Annotated in this window: 25 protein-coding genes and 2 pseudogenes; 12 read left to right on the top strand and 15 right to left on the bottom strand. The window is 72.5% G+C overall.

Features of this window, described 5'->3' with window-relative positions; all coding sequences use genetic code 11:
• Positions 1-51 precede the first annotated feature (51 nt).
• The 6 genes and pseudogenes from BLT82_RS04715 to BLT82_RS04700 all read right to left on the bottom strand — a co-directional run bounded on the left by BLT82_RS04715 (position 52) and on the right by BLT82_RS04700 (position 5832).
• A complete protein-coding gene (locus tag BLT82_RS04715) occupies positions 52-1287 on the bottom strand; it encodes a hypothetical protein (RefSeq protein ID WP_093652515.1) in 1236 nt (411 codons plus the stop codon).
• Positions 1280-2941 (bottom strand): GT4 family glycosyltransferase PelF, encoded by a 1662-nt coding sequence (gene pelF / locus BLT82_RS04710; protein WP_093652514.1) that lies wholly within the window; start codon positions 2939-2941, stop codon positions 1280-1282. The genes BLT82_RS04715 and pelF overlap by 8 nt, the downstream gene beginning before the upstream one ends.
• Before the next feature lie 189 nt (positions 2942-3130).
• Positions 3131-3259 carry a hypothetical protein gene (locus tag BLT82_RS38535; protein WP_280142448.1) on the bottom strand — a complete coding sequence of 43 codons (129 nt, stop codon included), beginning with the start codon at positions 3257-3259 and terminating at the stop codon, positions 3131-3133.
• A pseudogene (locus BLT82_RS38775) lies at positions 3239-3438 on the bottom strand (ABC transporter ATP-binding protein); the annotation flags it as partial. The pseudogene BLT82_RS38775 and the gene BLT82_RS38535, both read right to left, overlap by 21 nt.
• Positions 3439-3532: 94 nt before the next feature.
• Positions 3533-4864: a DUF3152 domain-containing protein gene (locus BLT82_RS04705; protein ID WP_093652513.1), complete on the bottom strand. Its 1332-nt coding sequence runs from the start codon at positions 4862-4864 to the stop codon at positions 3533-3535.
• Positions 4865-4872: 8 nt separating this feature from the next.
• Positions 4873-5832 carry an alpha/beta fold hydrolase gene (locus BLT82_RS04700; RefSeq protein ID WP_093652512.1) on the bottom strand — a complete coding sequence of 320 codons (960 nt, stop codon included), beginning with the start codon at positions 5830-5832 and terminating at the stop codon, positions 4873-4875.
• A 140-nt stretch (positions 5833-5972) separates the two neighbouring features.
• Between BLT82_RS04700 and BLT82_RS04695 the strand changes: the two genes are divergently transcribed.
• The 4 genes from BLT82_RS04695 to BLT82_RS04680 all read left to right on the top strand — a co-directional run bounded on the left by BLT82_RS04695 (position 5973) and on the right by BLT82_RS04680 (position 7852).
• The gene (locus tag BLT82_RS04695; RefSeq protein ID WP_093652511.1) at positions 5973-6215 is read left to right on the top strand and encodes a hypothetical protein; all 243 of its coding nucleotides are present in this window, start codon (positions 5973-5975) and stop codon (positions 6213-6215) included.
• Between the two features lie 163 nt (positions 6216-6378).
• Positions 6379-7032 (top strand): TetR/AcrR family transcriptional regulator, encoded by a 654-nt coding sequence (locus BLT82_RS04690; RefSeq protein WP_093652693.1) that lies wholly within the window; start codon positions 6379-6381, stop codon positions 7030-7032.
• A gap of 130 nt (positions 7033-7162) precedes the next feature.
• Positions 7163-7390, top strand: a complete 228-nt coding sequence (locus BLT82_RS04685; RefSeq protein ID WP_208867702.1) for a DUF3107 domain-containing protein — start codon at positions 7163-7165, stop codon at positions 7388-7390.
• A 192-nt stretch (positions 7391-7582) separates the two neighbouring features.
• Positions 7583-7852, top strand: coding sequence for a hypothetical protein (locus BLT82_RS04680; protein ID WP_093652692.1), 270 nt, complete (start codon positions 7583-7585; stop codon positions 7850-7852).
• Between the two features lie 56 nt (positions 7853-7908).
• Here the strand turns inward: BLT82_RS04680 and BLT82_RS04675 are convergent, their stop codons facing one another.
• Positions 7909-8658: a ferritin-like fold-containing protein gene (locus BLT82_RS04675; RefSeq protein ID WP_093652691.1), complete on the bottom strand. Its 750-nt coding sequence runs from the start codon at positions 8656-8658 to the stop codon at positions 7909-7911.
• A 459-nt stretch (positions 8659-9117) separates the two neighbouring features.
• On the opposite strand from BLT82_RS04675, the gene BLT82_RS04665 reads away from it, so the two are divergent.
• On the top strand, positions 9118-10746 hold the full coding sequence (locus BLT82_RS04665) for a DEAD/DEAH box helicase (protein ID WP_093652508.1): 1629 nt from the start codon (positions 9118-9120) through the stop codon (positions 10744-10746).
• 108 nt (positions 10747-10854) lie between these two features.
• Positions 10855-11706: an alpha/beta fold hydrolase gene (locus tag BLT82_RS04660; RefSeq protein WP_093652507.1), complete on the top strand. Its 852-nt coding sequence runs from the start codon at positions 10855-10857 to the stop codon at positions 11704-11706.
• A gap of 51 nt (positions 11707-11757) precedes the next feature.
• Here BLT82_RS04660 and BLT82_RS04655 read toward each other — a convergent pair whose 3' ends face one another.
• Entirely contained in the window at positions 11758-12630 is an 873-nt protein-coding gene (locus BLT82_RS04655) for an NYN domain-containing protein (protein WP_093652690.1), read from the bottom strand.
• A gap of 160 nt (positions 12631-12790) precedes the next feature.
• Here BLT82_RS04655 and BLT82_RS37050 point away from each other — a divergent pair, with 160 nt between their 5' ends.
• Positions 12791-12943, top strand: a complete 153-nt coding sequence (locus BLT82_RS37050) for a hypothetical protein (protein WP_017947180.1) — start codon at positions 12791-12793, stop codon at positions 12941-12943.
• A gap of 87 nt (positions 12944-13030) precedes the next feature.
• Here BLT82_RS37050 and BLT82_RS04645 read toward each other — a convergent pair whose 3' ends face one another.
• From BLT82_RS04645 to BLT82_RS04635, 3 genes are all read right to left on the bottom strand, one after another.
• Positions 13031-13636 carry a MarC family protein gene (locus BLT82_RS04645; protein WP_093652506.1) on the bottom strand — a complete coding sequence of 202 codons (606 nt, stop codon included), beginning with the start codon at positions 13634-13636 and terminating at the stop codon, positions 13031-13033.
• Positions 13637-13806: 170 nt separating this feature from the next.
• On the bottom strand, positions 13807-14679 hold the full coding sequence (locus tag BLT82_RS04640) for a PHP domain-containing protein (RefSeq protein ID WP_093652505.1): 873 nt from the start codon (positions 14677-14679) through the stop codon (positions 13807-13809).
• 250 nt (positions 14680-14929) lie between these two features.
• Positions 14930-15568 (bottom strand): DUF6758 family protein, encoded by a 639-nt coding sequence (locus tag BLT82_RS04635; RefSeq protein WP_093652504.1) that lies wholly within the window; start codon positions 15566-15568, stop codon positions 14930-14932.
• Between the two features lie 252 nt (positions 15569-15820).
• Between BLT82_RS04635 and BLT82_RS37750 the strand changes: the two are divergent.
• Positions 15821-15979, top strand: a pseudogene (locus BLT82_RS37750) (MFS transporter); the annotation flags it as partial.
• Between the two features lie 270 nt (positions 15980-16249).
• Here BLT82_RS37750 and BLT82_RS04630 read toward each other — a convergent pair.
• Positions 16250-16834: a suppressor of fused domain protein gene (locus BLT82_RS04630; protein WP_093652503.1), complete on the bottom strand. Its 585-nt coding sequence runs from the start codon at positions 16832-16834 to the stop codon at positions 16250-16252.
• Between the two features lie 421 nt (positions 16835-17255).
• Between BLT82_RS04630 and BLT82_RS04625 the strand changes: the two genes are divergently transcribed.
• Both BLT82_RS04625 and BLT82_RS04620 read left to right on the top strand, forming a co-directional pair.
• Complete coding sequence (locus tag BLT82_RS04625; protein ID WP_093652502.1) at positions 17256-18371, top strand: magnesium and cobalt transport protein CorA; 1116 nt, start codon at positions 17256-17258, stop codon at positions 18369-18371.
• 82 nt (positions 18372-18453) lie between these two features.
• Positions 18454-18987: a hypothetical protein gene (locus BLT82_RS04620; RefSeq protein ID WP_093652501.1), complete on the top strand. Its 534-nt coding sequence runs from the start codon at positions 18454-18456 to the stop codon at positions 18985-18987.
• 230 nt (positions 18988-19217) lie between these two features.
• On the opposite strand, the gene BLT82_RS04615 is transcribed toward BLT82_RS04620, so the two are convergent.
• Positions 19218-19997 carry a hypothetical protein gene (locus BLT82_RS04615; protein WP_093652500.1) on the bottom strand — a complete coding sequence of 260 codons (780 nt, stop codon included), beginning with the start codon at positions 19995-19997 and terminating at the stop codon, positions 19218-19220.
• 230 nt (positions 19998-20227) lie between these two features.
• On the opposite strand from BLT82_RS04615, the gene BLT82_RS04610 reads away from it, so the two are divergent.
• A complete protein-coding gene (locus tag BLT82_RS04610) occupies positions 20228-21304 on the top strand; it encodes a CBS domain-containing protein (RefSeq protein WP_093652499.1) in 1077 nt (358 codons plus the stop codon).
• A 43-nt stretch (positions 21305-21347) separates the two neighbouring features.
• A complete protein-coding gene (locus BLT82_RS04605) occupies positions 21348-22481 on the top strand; it encodes an Mrp/NBP35 family ATP-binding protein (protein ID WP_093652498.1) in 1134 nt (377 codons plus the stop codon).
• Between the two features lie 104 nt (positions 22482-22585).
• Here BLT82_RS04605 and BLT82_RS04600 read toward each other — a convergent pair whose 3' ends face one another.
• Together BLT82_RS04600 and BLT82_RS04595 are read right to left on the bottom strand one after the other, a co-directional pair.
• Positions 22586-23248 (bottom strand): hypothetical protein, encoded by a 663-nt coding sequence (locus BLT82_RS04600; RefSeq protein ID WP_167745955.1) that lies wholly within the window; start codon positions 23246-23248, stop codon positions 22586-22588.
• A 127-nt stretch (positions 23249-23375) separates the two neighbouring features.
• On the bottom strand, positions 23376-23822 hold the full coding sequence (locus tag BLT82_RS04595; protein WP_093652496.1) for a sec-independent translocase: 447 nt from the start codon (positions 23820-23822) through the stop codon (positions 23376-23378).
• Between the last annotated feature and the right edge of the window lie 33 nt (positions 23823-23855).

The raw sequence follows: 23855 nt of genomic DNA, 5'->3' as shown, positions 1-23855 counted from the left end.
GGTGGTGGGATACGCCCGCGGCGTCGGCTCCGCGGGAGTGCGTGGGGGAGGTCATGTGGTGTGGGCCGAGGCCCGCGAGAGGGCGGCGGTCGCGTGGACCAGCAGCCCGACGGCGACGGCGCCGCACACGAGGGCGGGCACGGCGGCGGGACCCCAGGCGTCCACCGCCGCCTCGACGGGCCGGGCGAGGGAGGCGCAACCTGGGAGGCGTCCGCCGAGGACCGCGGCCAGCGCCAGCATCTCGCCGGCGCAGGCGAGGCCGAGGCCGGCCGCGGCGGCGTGCGGGAAGCCGTGCACGGTGAGCAGCCGGGCGAGGAACAGCAGCAGGCCTAGGGCGACGGCCGAGGCGAGAGCCACGGGCAGCACGAGGGACGTCAGGACGAGCAGGGCGATGAGGCAGCCGGTGTGGAGGGCCACGGCGCCGAGCAGGAGGGGCCGTGCGCCCGCGGCGAACTCCTCGAGCCCTCTGCTGCCGCCCAGCCTGCGCCGCGCCTGGGCGGAGAACATCCGTGCGGTCCAGGCGGCGGGCGCCACGGCGAAGGCGAGGCCCGCGATCGGCCCGGCCGCGGGCGGCCAGGGCCCGTCGGGCCCACCGGCGACGAGTCCGGCGAGCAGCCCGTCGCCGAGGAGGGCGTACGCCACGAGCCAGCACACCAGGAGCCGCGTCACCGGCACCGTGCGCCCCGGGGCGCGCAGGGGCCCGCGCCGCAGACTCCAGGCGAGCGCGACGGCCAGCCCCACCGCCCCGGCCGCTCCCACTGCCGGCCGGGCCACGCCGTCGGTGAGACGGAGGCCGACCACAGTGAGGACGGCCACCGCGCCCGGTGCCAGCGCGGAGACCAGAGGCGCGGGGCGTGCCCCCGCTTCCTCGTCCCCCGCGGGCGGCGGACTCCCGTCGCCTCGCGGCACCCGGGCGTAGAGCTCCTCGGCGAGCGAGAACACATCGCGGTGCCGGAAGCGGGCCGCGGTCCGGTCGGTGACTCCGTGGGCCTCCAGACCGGCGGCGATCCCCAGCGGATCGACGGCCCGTTCGCACAGTTCGCGGTGGCGGTGCATCAGCGCCTTCACCGGGTCGGCGGGCCCGCGACGGCCGGTCCTGGCCCGAGCCGCGCCGGTTCCGCCCGGGGTTCGCTCCTTGGCCGCCGGTTCCGGTGAGCGGGCGCCGCGCGCCCCGGCGCCTGCGGGCCGCCGGGGAGCGTCGGCCACGGCGACCGGGCGGCGCTCGGACCCGGGCTGCCGCGCGGTGATGGTTCTGCCGGCCGGGGTGGCGGCGGTGGGGTCAGACATCGGGCCCTCCTGGTGCGGCCGCGGTGGTGATGGATGCGGGGTCCGCCCAGCTGGGACGGGTGCGGCCGCCGGTCCAGTGACCGGGGACATGCGCCTCCGCCGGGGTGGCGAAGGGGACGGGCTCACCGTCGCCGTCGACGGCGTCCGAGTCGCGGTGGACCGGGCTGTGGGAGATGAGCTCCAGATAGATGCCGCGGAACGCGGCGAGGTTCTGCTCGACCGTGAAGAGTTCGAGCGCCCGGGCGCGGGCCGCGGCACCGAGCCGTTCACGGCGTTCGGGGTCGCGCAGCAGTGCCAGACAGGCGTCCGCGAGCGCCCGGGGGTTGCGCGGAGGGACGACGAGCCCCGTACCGCCGATGACCTCGACGACCGCGCCGACATCGGTGGACACGGTCGCCCGGCCGCAGAACATCGCCTCGACGAGGCTGATCGGGAAGCCCTCGACGACGCTGGACAGAACGATCACCGCCCCGGCGGCATAGGCTTCGGCGAGGTCAGGGGCCTCCGGGCCGCCTATCTCCTCGAACGAGACGGGGTTGTCGCCGACCGCGTGTGCGTCCGCGGCCTCGTCGGGGAAGAGCTGCGCGGCCAGGGCCCTGCAGTGCGCGAGATAGGCGCCGGACTCGGGACCCGTCACGGGGGCGCCCAGAATCCGCAGCCGCGCCTCGGGCTCCTCCTTGCGCACCTCGGCGAAGGCGTGGAGCAGTGCCACGAGGTCCTTGGCCGGCTCGACGCGGCCGACCCAGACGAGGGTGTGCGGGTCGCCGGAGTCGTCCCCCTCCCCCACCGCGGTGAAGCGCTCGGCGTCCATGCCGGGGTAGACCGTGCGCAACCGGGCCGGGTCGGCGCCGCACTTCTCCTGCCAGCGTCTGGCGTGGGTGTTCCCGGGGGTGATCACGGACGCCTGTCGGTAGACCTCCGAGGCGAGGCACCCGTGGAAGGCGGCGAGCAGGGCGCGGACGGGGGAGGCGAGGGGCGCGTCGTAGGCCGCGAGGTAGTGGGCGCGCAGTTGCACGCCGTACTCCGTGACCAGCAGCGGCACCCCGAAGAAGCGTTTGGCCAGAAGCCCGGGCAGGGCGGCCGTGCCGCCGGACGCGGCGTGGCAGAGGTCGACCGAGCCTAGGGAGGCGTCGCCGTACCAGTCGAGCGAGAGCGGGCGCAGAGCGCGCTCGAGCTCGTCGGCGAAGGCGAGGTAGTCGGGGACCGCGGCGGTGTGCACGGCCCTGCGTGCGCCGGGGGCGCGGCAGGCGGACTCCAGTGTGCGCACGGCCAGTTCGGAGCGCAGCGCCGCGTACAGTCCGCCGCGCTCCCGGGCGAGTCCGGCCAGCCCGTACAGCCCCTCGGCGAACGCCTCGCGGTCGCCGTCGGAGCAGACGGCACGGGCGAGGGAGGCGAAGTGGGCGGCGAACACGCGCCGTTCGCGCCGGCCGTAGGTGCGCCCGTCGTCCTCGGGCGCCCACAGGGGCGCCGTCCGCACCCGCTGAACCTGGCGCGGGAGTTCCACCCAGCCCTGGTCCTCCTGGTGGGCGGAGCGGCTGAGGGCGTACACGTCGAAGTCGTGCTGCTCCAGCCCGCGCACGAGCCGGTCGCACCAGAGCCTGGACTGACCCGTCGCATACGGATAACCACCGTCCGTGAGCAGTCCGATCCGCACGAGTGCACCCCCGATCTCCTGTGTGGCCGGCCGCCTTCGATCCGACGGCCGCAGCGGGAAAAAGCTATGCGGATATGCCGGTGGCGCGACGGACGGTTGTCCATCGCGCCACCGGAAGGGGTGAATGCACGTAACTTTCCTCGTCTCGTAGCGTTCGGTCGCGCTACAAGCGGTTTCCGTCACGTTCCGTCAGACCGCGGCGAGCTTCCTCCGCATGCCGCGGCGCGGCGCGGCGAGCTCCGGGTCCGGCACCGGCCCCGGCGCCGGCACGGCCGCGAGCAGCTCCTTCGCGTACCGGTCCAGACCGAACCGATCCATCAGCTCCCGCACCCGGCTCTGATCCGCGTCTCGTCCTGCCGCCCCGCCGCCGGCAGCGGTCGGCGACCGACTCGCCCACCGAGCGGGCGCGGGTCGAGCGAGGAGACGGGGTCCTGGAAGACCATCTGGACCTCGCTGCGACCCAGGGGCGGACGGCGCGCGGCGCGATGCAAGGCTCCCGAGACGGCCGTATCACTCCACGGACAGGCTTCGCCGACGCGTTCGGCGAGGGGTGCGCACGCGAGCCGGAGCGCCGCCACCGGGGTTCGCGGATCAATCCCCCGGATGTGCCCACGGGTTGGGGCGGCACTTGATCCCGCCGATGTCCAGCGACTTCGTCTGCTGCTGCATCACGGGGGCGAGTGCGCCCGGTGTGCGGCAGTTCACATGGCCGTGGCCGAGACGGTGACCGACCTCGTGGTTGATGAGCATCTGGCGGTAGGACAGCATCGCCTTGGCGCCGTACGTCTCCGAGCCCTGGGCCCAGCGGTACGCGTTGATCATCACGCGCTCGGTGGAGGCGGAGTCGCAGGACACGTTGTCGACGGTCGTGTCGAGGCTCGACTTGGCGCACCAGGTCGCGGTGGTGCCCGGGCTCGCCAGCGTGATGACGAACTCGGGCTCTCCCGAGGAGACCCGTTCGAAGCTCATGGCGCCGCCGTGTGCCCAACTGCGCTCGTCGTTGAGGGTCTTCTGGACGGCGTCCGCGAACAGCTTTCCGTCCAGACCGAGTCCCTGCTCGACGTCCACCCGGTAGCGCACCTTCCGGCCCTTGCCGGGCGCCCGGTCGAGGCCGGGGACGGCCTCGAACTTCCCCGAGCCCTTGAGCTTGGGGTCGAGCGGGAACTGCCGGGTCATCAACTGTGCGTACGTGGGCGGCGCTGCGGGTGCGGCCGGCACCGCCCGCTGCGGCGGCACCACGCGCTGGTCCGAGCGGGAAGCGCCGTCCTCCGTGATCCGCTCGGCGCCCTCGGCGGCCTGGGTGGCGGTGGACGCGGGCCCGGTGTCGGTGACCTGCCCGGCGACCACCACCGCGAGGACGGTCGTCACCGCCGCGGCCGCGACGCCGGTGACCGTACGGCCGCGGGCGTGTTTGGCGGGGGAATCGTCGTCACCGCCGTCGTCGGACGCGGCCTCAGCGTCCTGCGGCCGCTCGCCTGCGGGCGGCTGCGGGTCGAAGGCCTCCACGAACTCCCGGCGCGGGCCGGGGATCCGGGCGCCCGCACCGATCGGCGGCCGCTGCCGCTGGCCCGGCGGGAAGGCCGGGGACTGTCCGGTCGTGGCGGTGGACGACGCGCCCGGGTGCCGGCCCGTGGTGGCGGCGGTGTGGCCGCGCGGGACGCCCTGCCAGTCGCCGTAGCGCCCGGCTGCCGCGGGCTGGCCGCCCCAGCCGCCGCCCGTCTCGTACTGCTGTGGGTGACCGCCGCGCACCTGCGGTACGCCGTGCGCCGGTGTGCCGTCGGCGGCAGGACCCGAGTGCTCCGGCGAGCCGCTCCGCCTGCGCCGCCCGGTGCCCGAACCCGCGGGCGAGGCCGCGGCGCCGCCGGAAGTGCTCCCGGTTGCGTCGGCCTTGGGTGCGGGGCCCTTGCGGCTGTGTCGTCCCACGCCCCGGATCAGCTCCTCGTGCTGTCGTCGAGTAGTTGCCGTACGGCCTCTGCGACCGTCTCCGGATACTCCATCATGGCGACGTGGCCCGCGTCCGGGAGGGTCAGGAGCCGCGAGTCGCGGAACGCGGCACTCGCCCTGCGCGCCATGCGGTACGAGACCAGTTGGTCCCGGCAGCCGTAGACCAGCAGCGTCGGTGCGAGCACCCGCTCCGCCTGGCGCCACAGACCGTGCTGGCCCCCCAGCGTGTACGCGTCGAGGATGCCGCGCGCGGAACGGGCCATGGCGTCCCAGAAGTAGGGCAGTGCCATCCGGCGCTCCATCTCCTCCACCGCGTGCAGGAGGGCCTCGTCGGTCACCCGGCCCGGATCCCCGTAACAGAGGGCCAGCACACCGCGGACCCGCATCTCGGCCGTCCAGCCGCGCGTCAGCCGCTGGAACAGCGGGGCGACGCCGGGCAGCCCGAGTGCCGCGGTGGGCCAGGCACTGCGCTGGGCGCGGAGCTCGGGCAGCGCGGGCGAGACCAGGGTGAGGGTGCTGACCAGATCGGGCCGGACGGCCGCGACCCGGGTGACGACGGCGCCGCCCAGCGAGTTCCCGAGCAGGTGGACGGGTCCGCGTCCGCTCGCGTCGAGCAGCCGGATCACCGCCCGGGCGTGGGCGGTGATCGTGTAGTTGCCGTCGTCGGGCGGCGGGGAGTCCCCGAATCCGGGCAGGTCGACGGCCTCGCCGTCCACCGTGTCCTCCAGCGCCGCCATCATCGACGTCCAGTTCTGCGACGAGCCGCCCAGTCCGTGGACGAAGAGCGCCGGGGGCAGCCCGGCCCTGGCGGGCGGACGGGCGCGCACCGTGAGCGTCAGACCGGGGAGCGCCACGGAGCGGAGCTCCTCCCCCTCGGCGACCCGCACGGAGCGGATCCGCGGAGCCGGGTCTGCGGCACGGGTTCCCGGCAGCTCGGTCGAAGACATGGGGGCAATGTTACGAGACGATCACGTGCCGGAACCTGTGTTCGGCATCACACATCGCATAGCGTCCGGCCGAGCATGCTCATAGGCTCGATTACGGGGTACTCGCTCCTGGCTGCACGCCGCAAAGGAAAGGGATCCAGATGGCTGCCGACCCGACGGACCCGGAGACCTTCACGGAGGACGACCAGGGGACGCCGAACGAAATCGAGGAGCTGGAGGAGCTCGACGAGGAGACGCCCGAGGCCGACGCCGCAGAGCAGCACACCGAGGTGCGGCCGGTCGGGGACGAGCCGCTGACGCGTATCGACCCGGCCAAGGCGAACGAGGCGGACGCCCTCGAACAGGCCAGGGTGGTGGCTCTCGACGAGGAGGACTACCGCTGATCTGTTCGGTTTCTTGGGGCCACCACCTACCGCGGACGTCCGGTACGTGAAATTCTGCGCCCGCACCGCGCGCACCACGGTTACTCAAAAGTACGATGGCGGGCGCGAGCGCAGAGCGCACGCACGGAACACTGTGCTTGTGACATCGAACGTGGGAGGCGGCGTGACAGCCATCGAGCAGACAGAGGCGGCGCGCCCGCGAGGCACGCGCCTGCCGCGCCGTGCCCGACGCAACCAGCTCCTCGGCGCGGCCCAGGAAGTCTTCGTCGCGCAGGGGTACCACTCGGCGGCGATGGACGACATCGCGGAGCGCGCCGGCGTCAGCAAGCCGGTGCTCTACCAGCACTTCCCCGGGAAGCTGGAGCTCTACCTGGCACTGCTGGACCAGCACTGCGAGGCACTGCTGCAGGCCGTGCGCGGCGCCCTGGCGTCGACGACGGACAACAAGCAGCGGGTCGCGGCCACGATGGACGCGTACTTCGCGTACGTCGAGGACGAGGGCGGAGCGTTCCGGCTGGTCTTCGAGTCGGACCTGACGAACGAACCCGCCGTGCGCGAGCGCGTCGAGCGCGTGTCGCTGCAGTGCGCGGAGGCCATCTCCGAGGTGATCGCCGAGGACACCGGGCTGTCGCAGGACGAGTCGATGCTGCTGGCCGTGGGGCTAGGCGGCGTCTCGCAGGTGGTCGCCCGGTACTGGCTCTCCAGCGGCTCGGGCATCCCGCGCGACACCGCGGTCCAGCTGCTGACCTCGCTGGCCTGGCGCGGCATCGCCGGCTTCCCGCTGTACTCGACCGAGGGCCACGGCGAAGGCCAGTGACGCCTCCGTCCGCCCGCTGTTCGCTGCGGGCGTGCACGGCTGAGCCGTGTGACGTCGCCTCACCGGGCTAATGTGTGCTGCGTACGGCGCGGCTGACCGCGCATCGCTGACCGTTCGGAGGGACATAGCCGTGGAGGTCAAGATCGGCGTGCAGCACGCGCCCCGGGAGATCGTTCTGGAGAGCGGTCAGACCGCCGAGGAGGTCGAGCAGTCGGTCGCCGACGCTCTGGCCGGCAAGGCGCAGCTGCTCAGCCTGACCGACGACAAGGGACGCAAGGTGCTGGTACCGGCCGACCGCATCGCCTATGTCGAGATCGGCGAGCCGACCACGCGCCGCGTGGGCTTCGGCGCGCTCTAGGCACCGACTGCCGGAAGGGCCCGGCGGGCGATGGGACGCCCGCCGGGCCCTTCCGCGTGTCCGCCCCGGTACCCCTTCAGGGCCGGTGTGTCCAGCGGTGATCGGGTGGTCCGGAGGGTTGTTTTCCAGCCGGTCCGGGTAGGACGGGCTACGACCAGATCCGCCCACCCGCCGTCCGTGAGGTGATCCGTGGTGATCCTGGAGGCTCTCGGTTCCGTCCTGCTCGGACTCGCGCTTTCCTGGGCAGCCCTGCGACGGCTTCCGGACCGACTCCCGGCCCAGCGCGTGGTCTACCCGGCGGGCTCTCTCGGCGCCCTGTTCGGCGCGTATCTGACGCACACGGCCCTCGGCACGGGCCATCTGCTCGGCACCCTCCTCGGCGCGCTGTTCGTGGCCGCCGTCACGCTGTCGCTGCTGATCCGGCCGGCGACGCGGCGGCTGCGCCGATCAGCCGCCGCCTGAGGCTCGCCGCCCGCCGCAGCCCGTCCGGCGCCGCGCGCCCCGGCCTTACCCCGCCGTCACGCGGCGAGGCCGAGCGCGGCCATCCGCTTCGTGTGCGCCTTGGTGATCCGGGTGAACATCTCGCCGACCGCCGCCAGGTCGAACCCGTCCGCCACCCCGCCCACGAGCATCGTGGACAGCGCGTCGCGCTCCGCGACGACCCGCTGGGCCTGGGACAGTGCCTCGCCCATCAGCCGCCGCGCCCACAGCGCGAGCCGGCCGCCGACGCGCGGGTCCGCCTCGATCGCGGCGCGGACCTTCTCCACGGCGAAGTTGCCGTGACCGGTGTCGTCGAGCACCGCGAGCACCAGGGCGCGGGTGTCGGAGTCCAGCCGTACGGCCACCTCGCGGTAGAAGTCGCTGGCGATCGAGTCGCCGACGTACGCCTTGACCAGGCCTTCCAGCCAGTCGGACGGGGCCGTCTGGCGGTGGAACTCGTCCAGCGCGGCCGCGAAGGGCTCCATCGCCTTCGTGGAATCGGTCTCGATCGCGGTCAGCCGGTCCCTCAGCCGCTCGAAGTGGTGGAACTCGGCGGATGCCATCTTCGCCAGCTCGGCCTTGTCCGCCAGCGTCGGCGCCAGCTTCGCGTCCTCGGCGAGCCGTTCGAAGGCCGCCAGCTCGCCGTAGGCGAGCGCGCCCAGCAGATCCACGACCGCGGCGCGGTACTGGGGGTCGGCGGAGGCCGCGGCCCAGTCCTGGGCTGCGATCCCGGTCAGTTCTTCGGCCGCGTCCGCGACGGGCGGGGTGGCGTTGTCAGGCGTCTCCATGAAGCGCACAATAGCCCGCCGCCGTCACCCTGGAAGGGCCTGGTCAGCCCCGGTCGCGACACGGTCGCCGGGAATTCGGCCAACACAGATGCACGAATCCGGGGTACAGTGGTATTAAGCCTGCCGGATATTCGGCGGGCCCTCTGAATGAGGATGCCCGGTCGGTGGCCCGATCGGCTCCGACCCGACAGCCCTCTGTGCGCATTCCGCCACATGAGGGGACCTCAGCGGCACGAGCGCTCGAGCGACGGCAGTGGTCCCGCGCCTTCCGGCCAATCCACGGCCGGCACCCGTACCCAGGTGCGGTAGGACCCCCAGCGTTCGCCTCGCGCCGCGTCTCACAGAAGAGGCAACACCCTGACTACGCAGGCCAAGACTTTCCGGGATCTCGGGATCCTTCCCGAGACCGCCGAGGCCCTCGAGGCCGTCGGCATCACGAACCCCTTCCCCATCCAGGAGATGACCCTCCCGGTCGCCCTCTCCGGCACCGACGTCATCGGCCAGGCCAAGACCGGCACCGGCAAGACGCTGGGCTTCGGCCTTCCGCTGCTGGAGCGCGTCACCGTGCCCGCCGACGTCGAGGCGGGCCGGGCGAAGCCCGAGGAGCTGACCGACACGCCGCAGGCGCTCGTGGTCGTCCCCACCCGCGAGCTGTGCACGCAGGTCACCAACGACCTGCTCACCGCCGGCAAGGTGCGCAACGTCCGCGTGACCGCGATCTACGGCGGCCGCGCCTACGAGCCGCAGGTCGAGGCGCTGAAGAAGGGCGTCGACGTCGTCGTCGGCACCCCCGGCCGGCTGCTGGACCTGGCGGGCCAGAAGAAGCTGAACCTCTCCCACGTCAAGGCGCTCGTCCTCGACGAGGCCGACGAGATGCTCGACCTCGGCTTCCTGCCCGACGTCGAGAAGATCATCCAGCTGCTGCCGGCACGTCGCCAGACCATGCTGTTCTCGGCGACCATGCCGGGCGCGGTGATCGGCCTCGCACGCCGCTACATGTCGCAGCCCACCCACATCCGTGCCACCGCGCCGGACGACGAGGGCGCGACCGTCGCGAACATCACACAGCGCGTGTACCGGGCGCACTCCCTGGACAAGCCCGAGCTGGTGGCCCGCATGCTGCAGGCCGAGGGCCGCGGCCTCGCGATGATCTTCTGCCGTACGAAGCGCACTGCCGCGGACATCGCGGACCAGCTCGCCCATCGCGGCTTCGCCTCCGGCGCCGTCCACGGCGACCTGGGCCAGGGCGCGCGGGAGCAGGCGCTGCGTGCGTTCCGCAACGGCAAGGTCGACGTGCTGGTGTGCACCGACGTCGCCGCACGCGGCATCGACGTCGAGGGCGTCACGCACGTGATCAATTACCAGACGCCGGAGGACGAGAAGACGTACCTCCACCGCATCGGCCGTACGGGCCGCGCGGGCGCGACCGGCACCGCCGTGACGCTGGTGGACTGGGACGACATCCCGCGCTGGCAGCTGATCAACAAGGCGCTGGACCTGAACTTCAACGATCCGGTCGAGACGTACTCCACGTCTCCGCACCTCTTCGAGGAGCTGAGCATCCCCGCGGGCACGAAGGGCGTCCTGCCCCGTGCCGAGCGCACCCGCGCCGGTCTGGACGCCGAGGAGCTCGAGGACCTCGGCGAGCCCGGCGGCCGCGGTTCGCGCTCCGGGGCGCGTACGGCCAGGACGGCCGAGCGTTCGGAGCAGCCCGCCCGTACCCGCACCCCGCGTCAGCGCCGCCGCACACGGGGCGGCGCCCCGCTGGAGGCGGAGGCCGCCGGCACCGCGGCCGAGGCACCGGCAGCCGTCGAGGAGACGGCGGAGGAGACGCCGCGCACCCCGCGCCGTCGCCGCCGGACCCGGGTCGGCGGGGCCGCCGAGGCGTCCGCCGTGGCGACGGTCGAGGCACCGGCCACCGAAGCCGCCGACGACGAGCCGGCCAAGCCGCGCCGCCGCCGCACCCGCACCTCGGCCACCACCGCCGAGACCGCGACCGAGGCACCGGCCACCGAAGCCGCCGACGACGAGCCGGCCAAGCCGCGCCGCCGCCGCACCCGCGCCAAGGCCGCCCAGCCGGAGGCCTGAGCCGTTCGCTGAGGGCCCGTCATCCCGCCCGGGATGGCGGGCCCTCAGCCGTGTCAGGGCGGCCCGTGGACGGCCACGAGCGCCGAACGCCCGGGTAACCTCGTCCGCATGAGCCGGCCGCCCACCTTCCGCCCGCCCGCCTGCGCCCGCGCCTACGCGCTCCGCACCAGCCGCGGTGACTTCGCCGTGCTGGACGCCGAACCGGCCGGGGGCGGCCGCCCCAGCCGGGGCACCGCGCTGCTGCTGCCCGGGTACACCGGCAGCAAGGAGGACTTCATCGCGCTGCTGGAGCCGCTCGCCGCGGCCGGCTTCCGGGCCGTCGCCGTCGACGGACGCGGCCAGTACGAGAGCGACGGTCCCGACGACGAGTCGGCCTACGCGCAGTCCGAATTGGCCCGGGACGTGCTCGCGCAGGCGGAGGCGATCGGTGACGCACCCGTGCATCTGGTGGGGCACTCGCTGGGCGGTCAGATCGCCCGGGCCGCCGTCCTCCTCGACGTGCGCCCGTTCCGGACCCTGACGCTGATGTCGTCCGGCCCGGCCCGTATCTCCCCGGCGCAGCAGCACAAGGTCAAGCTGCTGGGTGACGCGCTCGCGGTGATGGAGATGGGCGAGGTCTGGGAGGCCATGCAGGCGCTGGACCCGCCGGAGGAGGCCACCACCGACGGCGAGGAACTGCGGCGCCGCTGGCTGCGGCACCGTCCCGCCCAGCTGCTGGCAACCGGCAGGCAGCTCACCGTGGAGCCGGACCGCGTCGACGAGCTCGCCGCCGTGGGCCCGCTGCCCATGCACGTGCTGTCGGGTGAACGGGACGACACCTGGCCGGTGCCGCTGCTGGACGAGATGGCGGTGCGGCTCGGGGCGCTGCGCACGGTGGTCGAGGGCGCCGAGCATTCGCCGAACACGGACCGGCCGGCGCCGACCGCGGCGGCCCTGGTGGACTTCTGGTCCCGGAACTGACCGTCCCGTTCTCGACAGGCGCTGTCCGGTTCCCGGGCCGGCCGTCGCGGCTCAGAACTGACCGTGCAGGTGGTCCCAGAAGCCGTCCCGCAGCGCCCGCCGCAGATGGGCGTAGCCGCGCAGGGAGTGCTTGAGGAGCTTCTCCGCCTCGATGAGCAGGTCCTGGTCGACGGGACCGGGCAGATAGGGGTGGCCGGGCAGCAGTTCGGCCATCGGATCCCGGCCGCGTTCGGCCATCCAGGTGGCGGCTATCTGCGCGCCGACGAAGCGCACGTCGTCGCGCGACGGGGGCGGGCTGTCGTCCTCGTACGTCGTCACGGGCCGGCGCGTCACATAGGGCCGGCAGAAGTCGAGGTCGAAGGTGCGCTGACTGTCGACCTCCCAGAGCAGCGGCTCCGCCTGGTTGCGGCCCTCGGCCGCCTCTATGCCCCACAGATGGACCCGGGCGCCGTACCCCTGGGCGGCCTCCACCGCGGAGACGAGGTCCTCGTCCCCGCCCACGAGCGCCGCGTCGCTGATCGCCCGGTGCCGGGCCAGTGACTCCAGGTCGGTGCGTATGAGGGAGTCGACGCCCTTCTGCTGGTTGTTGGCGTTGAGGTTGCCGAGCCGGACCTTGACGTCGGGCAGTTCCGCTATGGCCTGCTGCTCGGCTGTGTGGATCCGGCGCCGGGCGCCGTCGTACCAGTAGACGCGCAGCAGCCGGCTGTCCGCGAAGATCGTGCGGGCCTTGTCGATGAACGCATCGATGAGCCCCTCGGCGTCGAGGTCGAACGAGCGCCGGTCCTCGGTACCCGCAACAAGCAACCCGGCCGCAGCATAGACGTAACCGGCGTCGACGAAGATGGCATGCGTGGACGGGGTCTTGGCGACCTCGGCGAGCATGCGCTGGAGCAGCTCGTTGGTGCGCTCCAGGCGGGCGCTCATCTCGGAAAGCTCAGAGTCGTTCATGACGACCCCATTGTGAGCGGGCCGGGGTCTACCTGCCAGTAGTTAGCCATCCAAAAATTTTCTTTAGCGTAGGGAATGTTTGTAGATGACATCCCGTTGAGAGGTACATACACAGACGGCCAGAGGGGAGCTCTTCATGCGCTTCGAGATCATGCGACTCGACGATGTCGACGGTACCGCCGTGGACAGCACTGTCGTGGACGCCGCCTCCGTGGGCCGGATGGTGCAGCAGGCCGCCGCGATCGGCCAGCGTATCTACATCCGGCCGGCCGAGGCCTCGGCTTCGTAACGCCTTCCGGCACAGCGCCCCCGAACGGAAAAGGGTTCCGTTCGGGGGCGCTGTGCCGAGCGGGGAGATCGCCGGCGATCGGGCCGGTCACGAGCCCTGGATCACCTGGGTGATTCCGTTGATGATCTGCTGCACCGCGATCGCCGAGAGCATCATGCCCGCCAGCCTGGTCACCAGCACCACCCCGCCGTCCTTGATCACGCGGATGATCAGCAGCGAGTAGCGCATGGTAAGCCACAGGACGACGTGCATCGCGACGATCGCGGCCCACACCGAGACCTGCTTGGCGGCGGTGCCCGCGTTCTGCACCGCGAGGATGACGGAGACGATCGCACCGGGCCCCGCCAGGAGTGGCATGCCCAGCGGCACGAGCGCCACGTTGACGTCCTTGGTCTGCTTGGGTTCGTCGGTCTTCCCGGTGAGCAGATCGAGCGCGATGAGCAGCAGGAGCAGACCGCCGGCGATCATCAGCGCGGGTACGGAGACATGGAGGTAGTCGAGGATCTGCTGGCCGAGGATCCCGAAGACGGTGATCACACCGAGGGCGACCGCGACCGCCTGCCAGGCCATCCGGCGCTGGACCTTGACGGGGCGCCCGGAGGTGAGTGCCAGGAAGATCGGGGTGATCCCGGGGGGATCCATGATCACGAACAGGGTGAGGAACAGGGAGCCGAAGACGGCGACGTCGAACACAGTGAGGCCTTGCAGGGTGTGGGACAACCGGGTGGTGGACGAGGAGGGGAGGCCGCGAGGCAGGTACGGCCGGGGCGCGCGGGAGTCCCGCGGCCTTCCGGGTGGCGGACGACCGCACTCGCACGAGAGACGTGCGGCCGGCCCCGAGGGACCGGAGGGATGTGGGGCGGTCAGACCTCGCGGCGGGGCGTTCCGCCCGTGCCCGGGACCGGGAACGCGCCGGTCGCACGGCGGATGATCTCGCCGTAGACCTCGGGGTCGGTGGTGAAGTCGCCGAGCAGACAGGTCTTGCGGCTGCCGTGGTAGTCGCTGGAACCGGTGGGCAGCAGCCCGAGCTCGGCGGCAAGTCCGCGCAGCCGGGCCCGAGTCGGCTCGTCGTGGTCCATGTGGTCGACCTCGATGCCGTCGAGGCCCGCCTCGGCCAGCCGGGCGATGACGTCCTCGGAGACGACCTCTCCGCGCTTCACGGCGAGCGGGTGGGCGAAGACCGTGACCCCGCCGGCCGCCTTCACCAGGCGGACGGCCTCGAACGGGTCGAGCTCGTGCTTCTCGACGTAGGCCCGGCCGCCGTTCGCCAGCCAGTCGGGCGTGAAGGCGGCGGACACATCGGGGACGACGCCCAGCTCCACGAGCGCGGTGGCGACGTGCGGCCTGCCCACCGAGCCGTCGCCGGCTATCCGGGAGACCTGCTCCCAGGTGACCGGCACACCCAGCTCACGGAGCTTGCCGACCATGGCTCGGGCGCGCGGCACCCGGTCGTCGCGCACCAGCTCCCGCTCTCGCGCCAGCTCGGGCTCCCCGGGGTCGAAGAGGTACGCCAGCATGTGCAGCCCCACGCCGTCGGTCCGGCAGGAGAGCTCGGCACCGGTGACGAGGGTCAGACCCTCGGGCAGTGCGGCCATCGCCTCGGCATGGCCGCCCACGGTGTCGTGGTCGGTGAGGGCCACGACGTCGAGTCCGGCGGCCGCCGCGTTGCGGACGAGCTCGGCGGGGGTGTCCGTACCGTCGGAGGCCGTGGAGTGGGTGTGCAGGTCGATGCGCACGACGCGGGACTCCAGGGCTCGGGGCGGACGGGCTGACGTTCAATCGTAACGGGGCCCCGGGCACCGCCCCGACCGGCTCGTCGCGTGAAGGCCGTCACGGATCGTGGGTGCCCCGAGGGCCGGGAACGCGCACTCGCGCCACCCCCGCGACCGGCCCGCGGCACCGGCACCCGCGGCGGACGACGGCGCCGGGCCGTGCCGGCGACGCCGTCCGAGCACGCCGGCGGGCCCCGGCGCGGACCGCCCGACGTCACATCAGCAGACGTGGCGACAGCGCCCCGCAGGGCAGCAGTTCGAGTTCCTGACCGGCGTCCCGAAGATCCGTCAGTATCAGTTCGTCGTACATCAGCAGCCCGGTCGACTCGGGCCAGACGATCGCCCACAGCCAGAGCCCGCGCGCCTCGCCCGCGAACACCGCACGGTCCTCCGGAGCGTCGTCGACGTGCCAGAGCGGTGTCGGCCGGCCCGCGGCGAGGACCTTGGCCTGGGGCGAGGTGTCGACGGTCATGTGCGGCCCCGGGTCGGGTCCGTCGATCCCGGCGAATCGGGCGCCGAGACCGACGCCGAGCTCCTCGGCGACGAGCAGCAACTCGCCCACACCGCCCAGGGGTCCGGGGCCGGAGCAGGCCACGGCCGTGGCCCGACCGCCGCTGCGGTCGTCACCGGCGTACGCGACCCCGGTGAACAGCCAGCCGACGGGAAGCGGCCACGGCATCCACACGGGCACCCTGGCGCGGGCCACCACCACACTGAGGGCCTCGACGCTCGGCGGGATCACGGGCTGCAGCGGATACACGGAACCGTGCACATCGCACTGCCACGTGTCGGCGAAGAGACCGGGCGCCCTGACCCGGCCACCACACTTCGGGCAACTGGGTTCGCCCCTCATAGCGCTCAACGGTCCTACCCGTGCGGCGCCGCGTCAAGGACGATCACCTGTCCCGCACGGCGGTTTCACCCGCCCTCAGCAGGGAGAATTATTTGCAGATTACATTAATTAGCCTCTCTAATTCATTGTCTGCATATAGCAACGATCTGAACGGAGAAGCGGAGGAGCGTCCATGCGCGCGAGGATCCGTACGCCGGAGGAGCCGGCCGGGCCGGCCGGACAGGAGCCGGCGGCGAGGCGGGGCCGCCCGGCGGGGCGGGTGGGATCCCGCGCCGGCCGAAGGCCGTCTGGGCCACCGCCGGCGCGTCCGTCGTCACCTTCAAGGGCATCGGCCCGGTCGACCCGATCCTGCGTTCCATCGCCAAGGGGCTGGACGCCACGGCGAGTCACGTCTGGCTGCCGTTCACCTCTTCGTCGCCGCCGGCGCCGCGGCGGGGCGATCGTACGGGTCCGGCGGGCCGCGCTCACCGTGGAGGCGGCCGGGGCGGCGCCGGTCCACGCGTCCCGGAACGGGGTGGCGGTGTTCGCCCACCGACCCCGGGCCCGCGCCCGTCCGGCCGATCGCATCCCCGCCCCGGACCCGTGGGCGGCACGGCCGGCCCGGCGGCCGCGAACCCGGTCCCGATCAGCCAACTCGACCATGAGATGCGTCACTTCACGCCTCGCGCACGGCGGCTGACATCACGTCAGGGGCACGGACTTCCGCAGCGGATCGCGGAGGTCCGTGCCGTGGTTCAGCCACCGCTCGTGGAGCTTCCCCGCGCCGTGCACCCGCTTCCACGCCGCCTCGTTCGGCGTCATCGGCAGCAGGGGAAGGAAGCGGACCGGGTCCATGGGGTCGTCGAGCCCGAGGTCCTCGACCAAGCCGCCGGACTCGGCGACCAGCACCGAGGAGAACGGGGCGCCGGGCCACAGGGGCTCCCCCACGTCCATGGAGTTCCCGGGGGCCACGATCACCCCTTCCACCTGCGGGGACGAGGCCAGGACTGCGAGCGGCCGCAGCACCTTGTCCGTGTCCGCCAGGCCGGCGCGCACCGACAGGACGAGCTCCGCGCGCGGCCCCTTCACCGGGTCGGCGAGGACGTCCTTGGGGTCGGTCATCGGCTGTGCGGACATCCCCAGCGTGGCGTAGCGGACGACGTCCCCGTCGATGAACCGCAGCACCTCGATCCGGTCCGTACCGAGAAAGGTCACCGCGGCGCGCGCGTCCGGTTCACCCAGCGCGCTGCGCAGCCGCGCCTCGACCAGAGCAAGAACTTCTCCCATGCCGCGAGCATAGATCGCATCAGGAACGGGCAAAGGAAGGGATTGACCCTCAGTCGGCTGATAGGCTTGGCCGCCTGTTCGGGACAACATGCAGAAGCATGGTTCTCGGATCCCGACGAGACGTCTTCCCCCACGGGGGACCGGCCGGAGGAGGTGGGGCTGCGATGGATCGAAGTCGACCGTGCAGTACCAACCGCTCTTCCGCGCGAATCCTCCCCTCGTACCGCTGAGGGCTTCCCGCACCGTCAGTTCCATGGCACCGCGCATGACGGAAGAGCACGACTCCCCTGCCTGACTGTCTGTAGCGAACGCCGTCACCGCGTCCCGCGGTGCCGCCCGCTTTGCGGACGTATCGAGACACGTCCTCATTCCGGGCTGTGCCACGCCTCGCACCGGCGGCCTCTCCGTGAAGGAGCCTGCCATGTCGATGATCCGTGACCTGCGTCAAGCGGTCCGCCCCGCCCTGCGCAAGACCAGCGGCCCGTACAGCGCGTACGACGCCACGCGTGACCCCTCCGCCTCCACCGCCGTCGTGGACTGCGCCGTCTACCGCGACGGCAAGCGCCTCGAGAACACCGGCTGCCTCACCCCGCGCGAGGCGATGCTCCGGGTGCGCGAGGGCGGCGGCTTCGCCTGGATCGGTCTGCACGAGCCGACGGAGGAGGAGTTCTCCGGCATCGCCGCCGAGTTCGGTCTCCACCCGCTGGCCGTCGAGGACGCCGTGCACGCCCACCAGCGGCCCAAGCTCGAGCGGTACGACGACACCCTGTTCACGGTCTTCAAGACCGTCCACTACGTCGACCACACCGAGCTGACGCCGACCAGCGAGGTCGTCGAGACCGGCGAGGTGATGTGCTTCACCGGGCCCGACTTCGTGATCACCGTCCGGCACGGCGGCCAGGGCTCCCTGCGCAACCTCCGCGTCCGGCTGCAGGACGACCCGGAGCTGCTCGACAAGGGCCCCTCCGCGGTGCTCCACGCCATCGCCGACCACGTCGTGGACGGCTACATCGCGGTCGCGGACGCCGTACAGGTCGACATCGACGAGATCGAGATCGACGTCTTCTCCGCGCCGTCGAAGGGCAGCACGCGGGGCACCGACACCGGGCGGATCTACCAGCTGAAGCGTGAGGTGCTGGAGTTCAAGCGAGCCGTGACGCCGTTGCTGCGGCCCATGCAGCTGCTGAGCGAGCGCCCGATGCGGCTCGTCGACCCGGACATCCAGAAGTACTTCCGCGACGTCGCCGACCACCTGGCCCGGGTGCAGGAGCAGGTCATCGGCTTCGACGAACTGCTGAACTCGATCCTGCAGGCCAATCTGGCGCAGGCCACCGTCGCCCAGAACGAGGACATGCGCAAGATCACGTCCTGGGCCGCGATCATCGCCGTGCCGACGGCGGTCTGCGGGATCTACGGCATGAACTTCGATCACATGCCCGAGCTCCACTGGCGGTACGGCTATCCGATGGTGCTCGTCGGCATCGGCGGGATCTGTCTCGCCATCCACCGCACGCTGAAGCGCAACGGCTGGCTCTGACGGTCAGGCACCGGACCTCGTAACTCCCGCCCGCCCCGGTGGCCGGGCCCGGTTCCCCACCGCGGCACACTAGGCTGCCGGCATGAACGACGCTTCCGCCCACCCCGCCGAGGACCCCCTGTTCGGGCAGGCCCTCGTGGAGGAGGCCACCAAGAAGTCCGGCCTCATCTGGGTCCGCGGCACGGGCCCGGACCGGGCGCTGTGGCATGCGTGGCACGACGGCGCGGCGCATGTCGTCGGCGATGGACCGGGCGAGCAGCCACTGCCCGGACTGGCCGACGGCTCCACCGCCGAGGTCACCGTGCGCAGCAAGGACAAGGGCGGCCGGCTGGTCGCCTGGACCGCCGCGGTGACCGAGCTGGCACCGGGTTCCGAGGCCTGGGAATCCGCCGTCGGCGAGCTGAAGGGCAAGCGGCTCAACGCCCCGGACGGCGAGCGGATGACCGAGCGCTGGGGCCGCGAGTGCCGGGTGCTGCGGCTGGAGCCCCGCGAGTCGACCACCCAGCACCCCGAGGGCTCCCTGGCCGCCGCACCACTGCCCACACCGGCCACGACCCGGCGGCCCGCTCCCGCGGCCCTGCCCCGGCTCCTCCGCCGCGGCCGCAGGCGCGGCTGAGGGTCCGCGGGCCGCTGCCGCGGCACCGCGACCGGACGTCGGCCCCGTGGCGGCCTGCGGCGCCGGACGCGGCGCTCACCGGTCAAAACCCTCGGACGCACGCCCGCTGAGGCGCGCTGCCGGCGACGGCGCCTCGCGGCTCGGCAGCGGTGTACCGCCACGGAACGGGCGCGGGCCGGTGTCGCAGGAACCGGACGCGGACCGGGGCGGCACGAAGCGCGGCCCCGGGATCAGTCGCTGGCGCGCGGCAACTGCCGGCCGTAGTCGACCGTCTCGCCCTTGGCGGGGGCCTCGAGTGCGAAGTCCTGGCCCCAGTCCCCCAGGGTGAGGACGCCCGCGTCGCCCGCCCGGTTCAGCTGGACCGGATACGGCTCGCCCACCAGTGAGACCGCGAGCGTCCCGCCGTTGCCCTCGCCACCCATGATCTTGATGGTGCGGACCCCCCCGATCGTGACGCGCTCGCCCTTGCTGAGCTTGCCGTGGAGTCCCAGCAGGCCGTCGAGCAGCACGTTCATGTCGGTGAAGCCGCGCAGCTGCTTGTAGGCCGGGTCGTCCTCGGGCACCTTCACGTACTTGTCGTCCAGCTTCTCGGCGGCGGCCTCGTCATCCTTGCCGGGCTCCTCGCCGTCGCCCTTGCCGTCGGAGTCGGCGTGCACCCAGAAGCCCGCGTCGGCCTTCAGATAGAGCGCGTCCCCGACCCGCAGGAGTTCGAAGGTGGAGTTCTTCGACGTCACCGAGCCGACCCCGCCGGACTTCTTCAGCCGCATGTTCAGCTTGTACGTGCCGCCCTTGGACACCAGCGTGCCCGCCACCCGCACCGCGTCCGCCGCGTCGGCCGCCGCCTTGGCCTTCTTCTCGATGGCGGGCGCCTCCAGTTTCCCGACGCCGTTCGTCCCCGCGTCCGGGTCCTCGCCGCACCCGGTGAGGGCAGCGGCCAGCACGGCGCACAGCGCGACGGGGAGCGCGGCCCGGCGCACAGGGGCTGCCGGACCCGGGGGGAGAGCGGTCACGAGCGCACTGCCTCTCATACGCGTGGGGGGTGGCAGACCGCAGCGTACCCGGGGTCGGAGTGCTGTCCGGAGGGCAGTCGTCCGGACCGGCGACGACAGCACCATGGATCGGTACGGGCTAGCCTGAAGCCGTTGAACGATGCCATTTCGGAGCAATCCGTTCCGCTCCTCGTACGATCCCGGCGGTTCACGCCCGATGCCCTCCGCGGGCAGTGGAGGAGGCGCTGAGCATGACGGAAGACGGCCCCCGGATCTTCGTCTCGCATCTCGCCGGTGTCCCGGTGTTCGGTCCCGACGGCGGCACGGTCGGACGCGTGCGTGACCTCGTGGCCACATTCCGGGCCGACCGCCCGCCACGGCTGGTGGGTCTGGTCGTCGAGGTGCTCGGGCACGGCCCCGTCTTCGTGCCCGTCTCCCGCGTGGCCGGCCTCGAGTCCGGCCAGGTCACCCTCTCCGGAACCGTGAGCATGCGCAGATTCGGCCTGAGGCCGGACGAGCGGCTCGTCCTCGGCCAGTTGCTGGACCGGCGGGTGCGGCTCGCGGACTCGGGCGAGGAGGTCAGCGTCCTGGACATCGAGGTGCACCGGCACCCGGCCCGCGGGCAGTGGGAGGCCGACCGGATCTGCGCCCACCGCGACCGGGGCGGGACCGCGCGGCACCGAGGCGAGGCGCTGGCCGTCGACTGGTCGGCGGTGGGCGGCCTGCCCCCGCAGGAGCCCGTGGAGGGTCTCGCGCGCGCTCGGGAGGAGGAGTCGGAGCCGGAACGCACGGCGCGCGCCCTGATGAGGACCGAACCGGTCGTGGTGCCGCCGGAGGCCACCGTCGCGAACGCGCTGGCCCGGATCGGCGAGCGGGACCTGATCCAGGCTCTGGCGGCGCAGGTGTACGTCTGCCGCCCGCCCGTCGAGCCGCCCACGGGCCCGTATCTGGGCACGGTGCACGTCCACCGGCTGCTGCGGAGCGCTCCGGACGCGCCGGTCGCGCCGCTCGTCGACACCGAGCTGCCTCCGCTGGACCCGGACACCCCGCTGCCGGCCGTCAGCTGCTGTCTGACCGCCTACGACCTGGTCGCGGCGCCTGTGGTGGACGGCGACGGGGCGCTGCTGGGTGCGGTCACCGTCGACGCCGTACTGGACCATCTGCTGCCCGACCACTGGCGGGAGGCCGAATACGGAATGTCGGACTCCGACGAGACGGAACCGGGGCCGCCCTGGGCCGGCGCGGAGGAGGAACCGCCGCAACGGCCCGCGGCGACCGCGCTATTCCCGTCCGGGCGCCACGGCGGACGTGACGAAGGCGACCGCTGACGGGGGCCCCCGGGGCGCGATTCCGCGCCGTACCATCGTGCGTATGGTTACGGAAGACGCGGTGCGCGACGCGCTGGCGACGGTGAACGATCCCGAGATCAACAAGCCGATCACGGATCTCGGCATGGTCAAGTCGGTGGAGATCGGGCCCGACGGCGCGGTCGCCGTCACGGTCTACCTCACCGTCTCCGGCTGCCCGATGCGCGAGACGATCACCCAGCGCGTCACGGACGCCGTCTCGGGTGTCGAGGGCGTCACCGGCGTCGAGGTGTCCCTGGACGTGATGAGCGACGAGCAGCGCCGCGAGCTCGCGGCCTCGCTGCGGGGCACGACCGCCGAGCGCGAGGTGCCGTTCGCCAAGCCGGGGTCGCTGACCCGCGTCTACGCGGTCGCCTCCGGCAAGGGCGGCGTGGGCAAGTCCTCCGTGACCGTGAACCTGGCGGCGGCCATGGCGGCCGACGGGCTGAAGGTCGGTGTCGTCGACGCCGACATCTACGGCCACAGCGTGCCGCGCATGCTCGGCGCGGACGGCCGCCCCACCCAGGTCGAGAACATGATCATGCCGCCGTCCGCGAACGGTGTGAAGGTCATCTCGATCGGCATGTTCACCCCGGGCAACGCGCCGGTCGTCTGGCGTGGTCCGATGCTGCACCGCGCGCTGCAGCAGTTCCTCGCGGACGTCTACTGGGGCGACCTCGACGTGCTGCTGCTCGACCTGCCGCCGGGCACGGGCGACATCGCGATCTCCGTGGCCCAGCTGGTGCCGAACGCCGAGATCCTGGTCGTCACCACTCCGCAGCAGGCCGCGGCGGAGGTCGCGGAGCGGGCCGGCTCCATCGCCGTCCAGACCCACCAGAAGATCGTCGGCGTCGTCGAGAACATGTCGGGCCTGCCGTGCCCGCACTGCGACGAGATGGTCGACGTCTTCGGCACGGGCGGCGGCCAGCTGGTGGCCGACGGACTGACGAAGACCACGGGCGCCCAGGTGCCGGTGCTCGGCCAGATCCCCATCGACGTGCGGCTCCGGGAGGGCGGCGACGAGGGCAAGCCCGTCGTCCTCACCGACCCCGACTCCCCCGCCGGCTCCGCCCTGCGGTCCATCGCCGGCAAGCTCGGCGGCCGTCAGCGCGGTCTCTCGGGCATGTCGCTCGGCATCACTCCGCGCAACAAGTTCTGACGCCGCCCGCACGACGACGCAAGCACTGCCCACAACCCCCGGGGGTTGTGGGCAGTCGTCGTCCTCGGCGGCGGGCCGGCCGGGCCCGGCGTCTCCCGCGCGGTCTACGCGTACGCGTCGAGGTCCTGCACCACGGAGAAACCGAGCCCGTACGCGCTCATCCCCCGCCCGTACGCGCCGATGTGCACCCCGTTCCCGGTGGAGCCGGCGAGCACCCAGCCGAACTCGGACTCGCGGTAGTGGAACGGCATCGGCACCCCGTCCACCGGCAGGGACAGCTCCGACCAGGCGGGGCCGGCGAGGTCGTCGGCGAGCTCGAAGGCGGTCTCCGTCTGCTGGTCCAGCCAGTCGTCGCGCAGGGAGTGGTCGAGCTGCGCCGGCCAGGTGTACGCCAGCAGGCCCGAGCCGGCCAGCCAGGCGGCCGAGGAGACGGTCGTGGCGTCCAGGACGCCCGTACCGTCCCCGGTGCGCCGCACCGGGCTCGAGGCGACCGTGACGACCACGGCGAAGCGTTCCTTCTCCGCGCCGGTGGCGTCGGACTTTATCGACGGCTCGTCGCCGTGCCCCATGGAGCCGTGCTGCACCGAACCGTCCGCGGCGGTGCCGACCTGCATCAGCCAGCGCTGTCCGGTGAAGGCCTCGTCCAGGCCGTACCAGGGGAAGGGGGCGCGCAGATAGCCGTCGACGGTACGCCGGGCTGCGGGCACCCCCTCAGCGGTGGAACTGCTGGGCGAATCCTGCGCCCCTACCCGACTCGTCGTCTCCATCTACCCGGCCGCCTCCTTGGTCAGCGAGGTCCGGAACGGCCCGCCCCCCGCGGGCGTCCTCGATCCCGGACAGATGGAGGATAGCCACCCGTCACCGACTCGTTGGGATTGACGGCGGTAGGGGGCCTCAGGTGGCGTCTGCGTCGAAGGGCGGCCGCTCGCCCTGATCGGGCCTTTCGCGCTTCTTGAGGAGATCCGGGGTGGTGCCGCCACCCGGCGTGCCGCCGACGCCGGCCCGCACCGAGCCCTCGGGCTCCTTGCCGTTCACGGCGTCCGCGACCTCGTTCATCTCCTTCTTGAGATCGAAGCTGCCGCGGATCTCCTTGAGGTCCTCGTTCTCGGAGAGCTGCTTCCGGATGAACGCCTTGGGATTCAGGTCCTCGAACTCGAAATCCTTGAATTCCGGGCCCAGTTCGCTGCGGATGTCGTGCTTCGCACTGTCGGAGAACTCGCGGATCTTGCGGATGAAGCGCGAGACGTCCTGGACGACCTTGGGCAGCTTGTCCGGGCCGAAGACCAGCACGGCGAGGACCACGAGCGTCACGAGCTCGAGTGCGCCTATGTCGTTGAACACCTTGCTGCTCCTCGTGTTCTCGTTCTCCGTGCC

The sequence above is a fragment of the Streptomyces wuyuanensis genome (assembly GCF_900103455.1).
Taxonomy (GTDB): domain Bacteria; phylum Actinomycetota; class Actinomycetes; order Streptomycetales; family Streptomycetaceae; genus Streptomyces; species Streptomyces wuyuanensis.
Note: the sequence above shows the minus strand (reverse complement) of the source record. Positions and strands in the feature narration are given on the sequence as shown.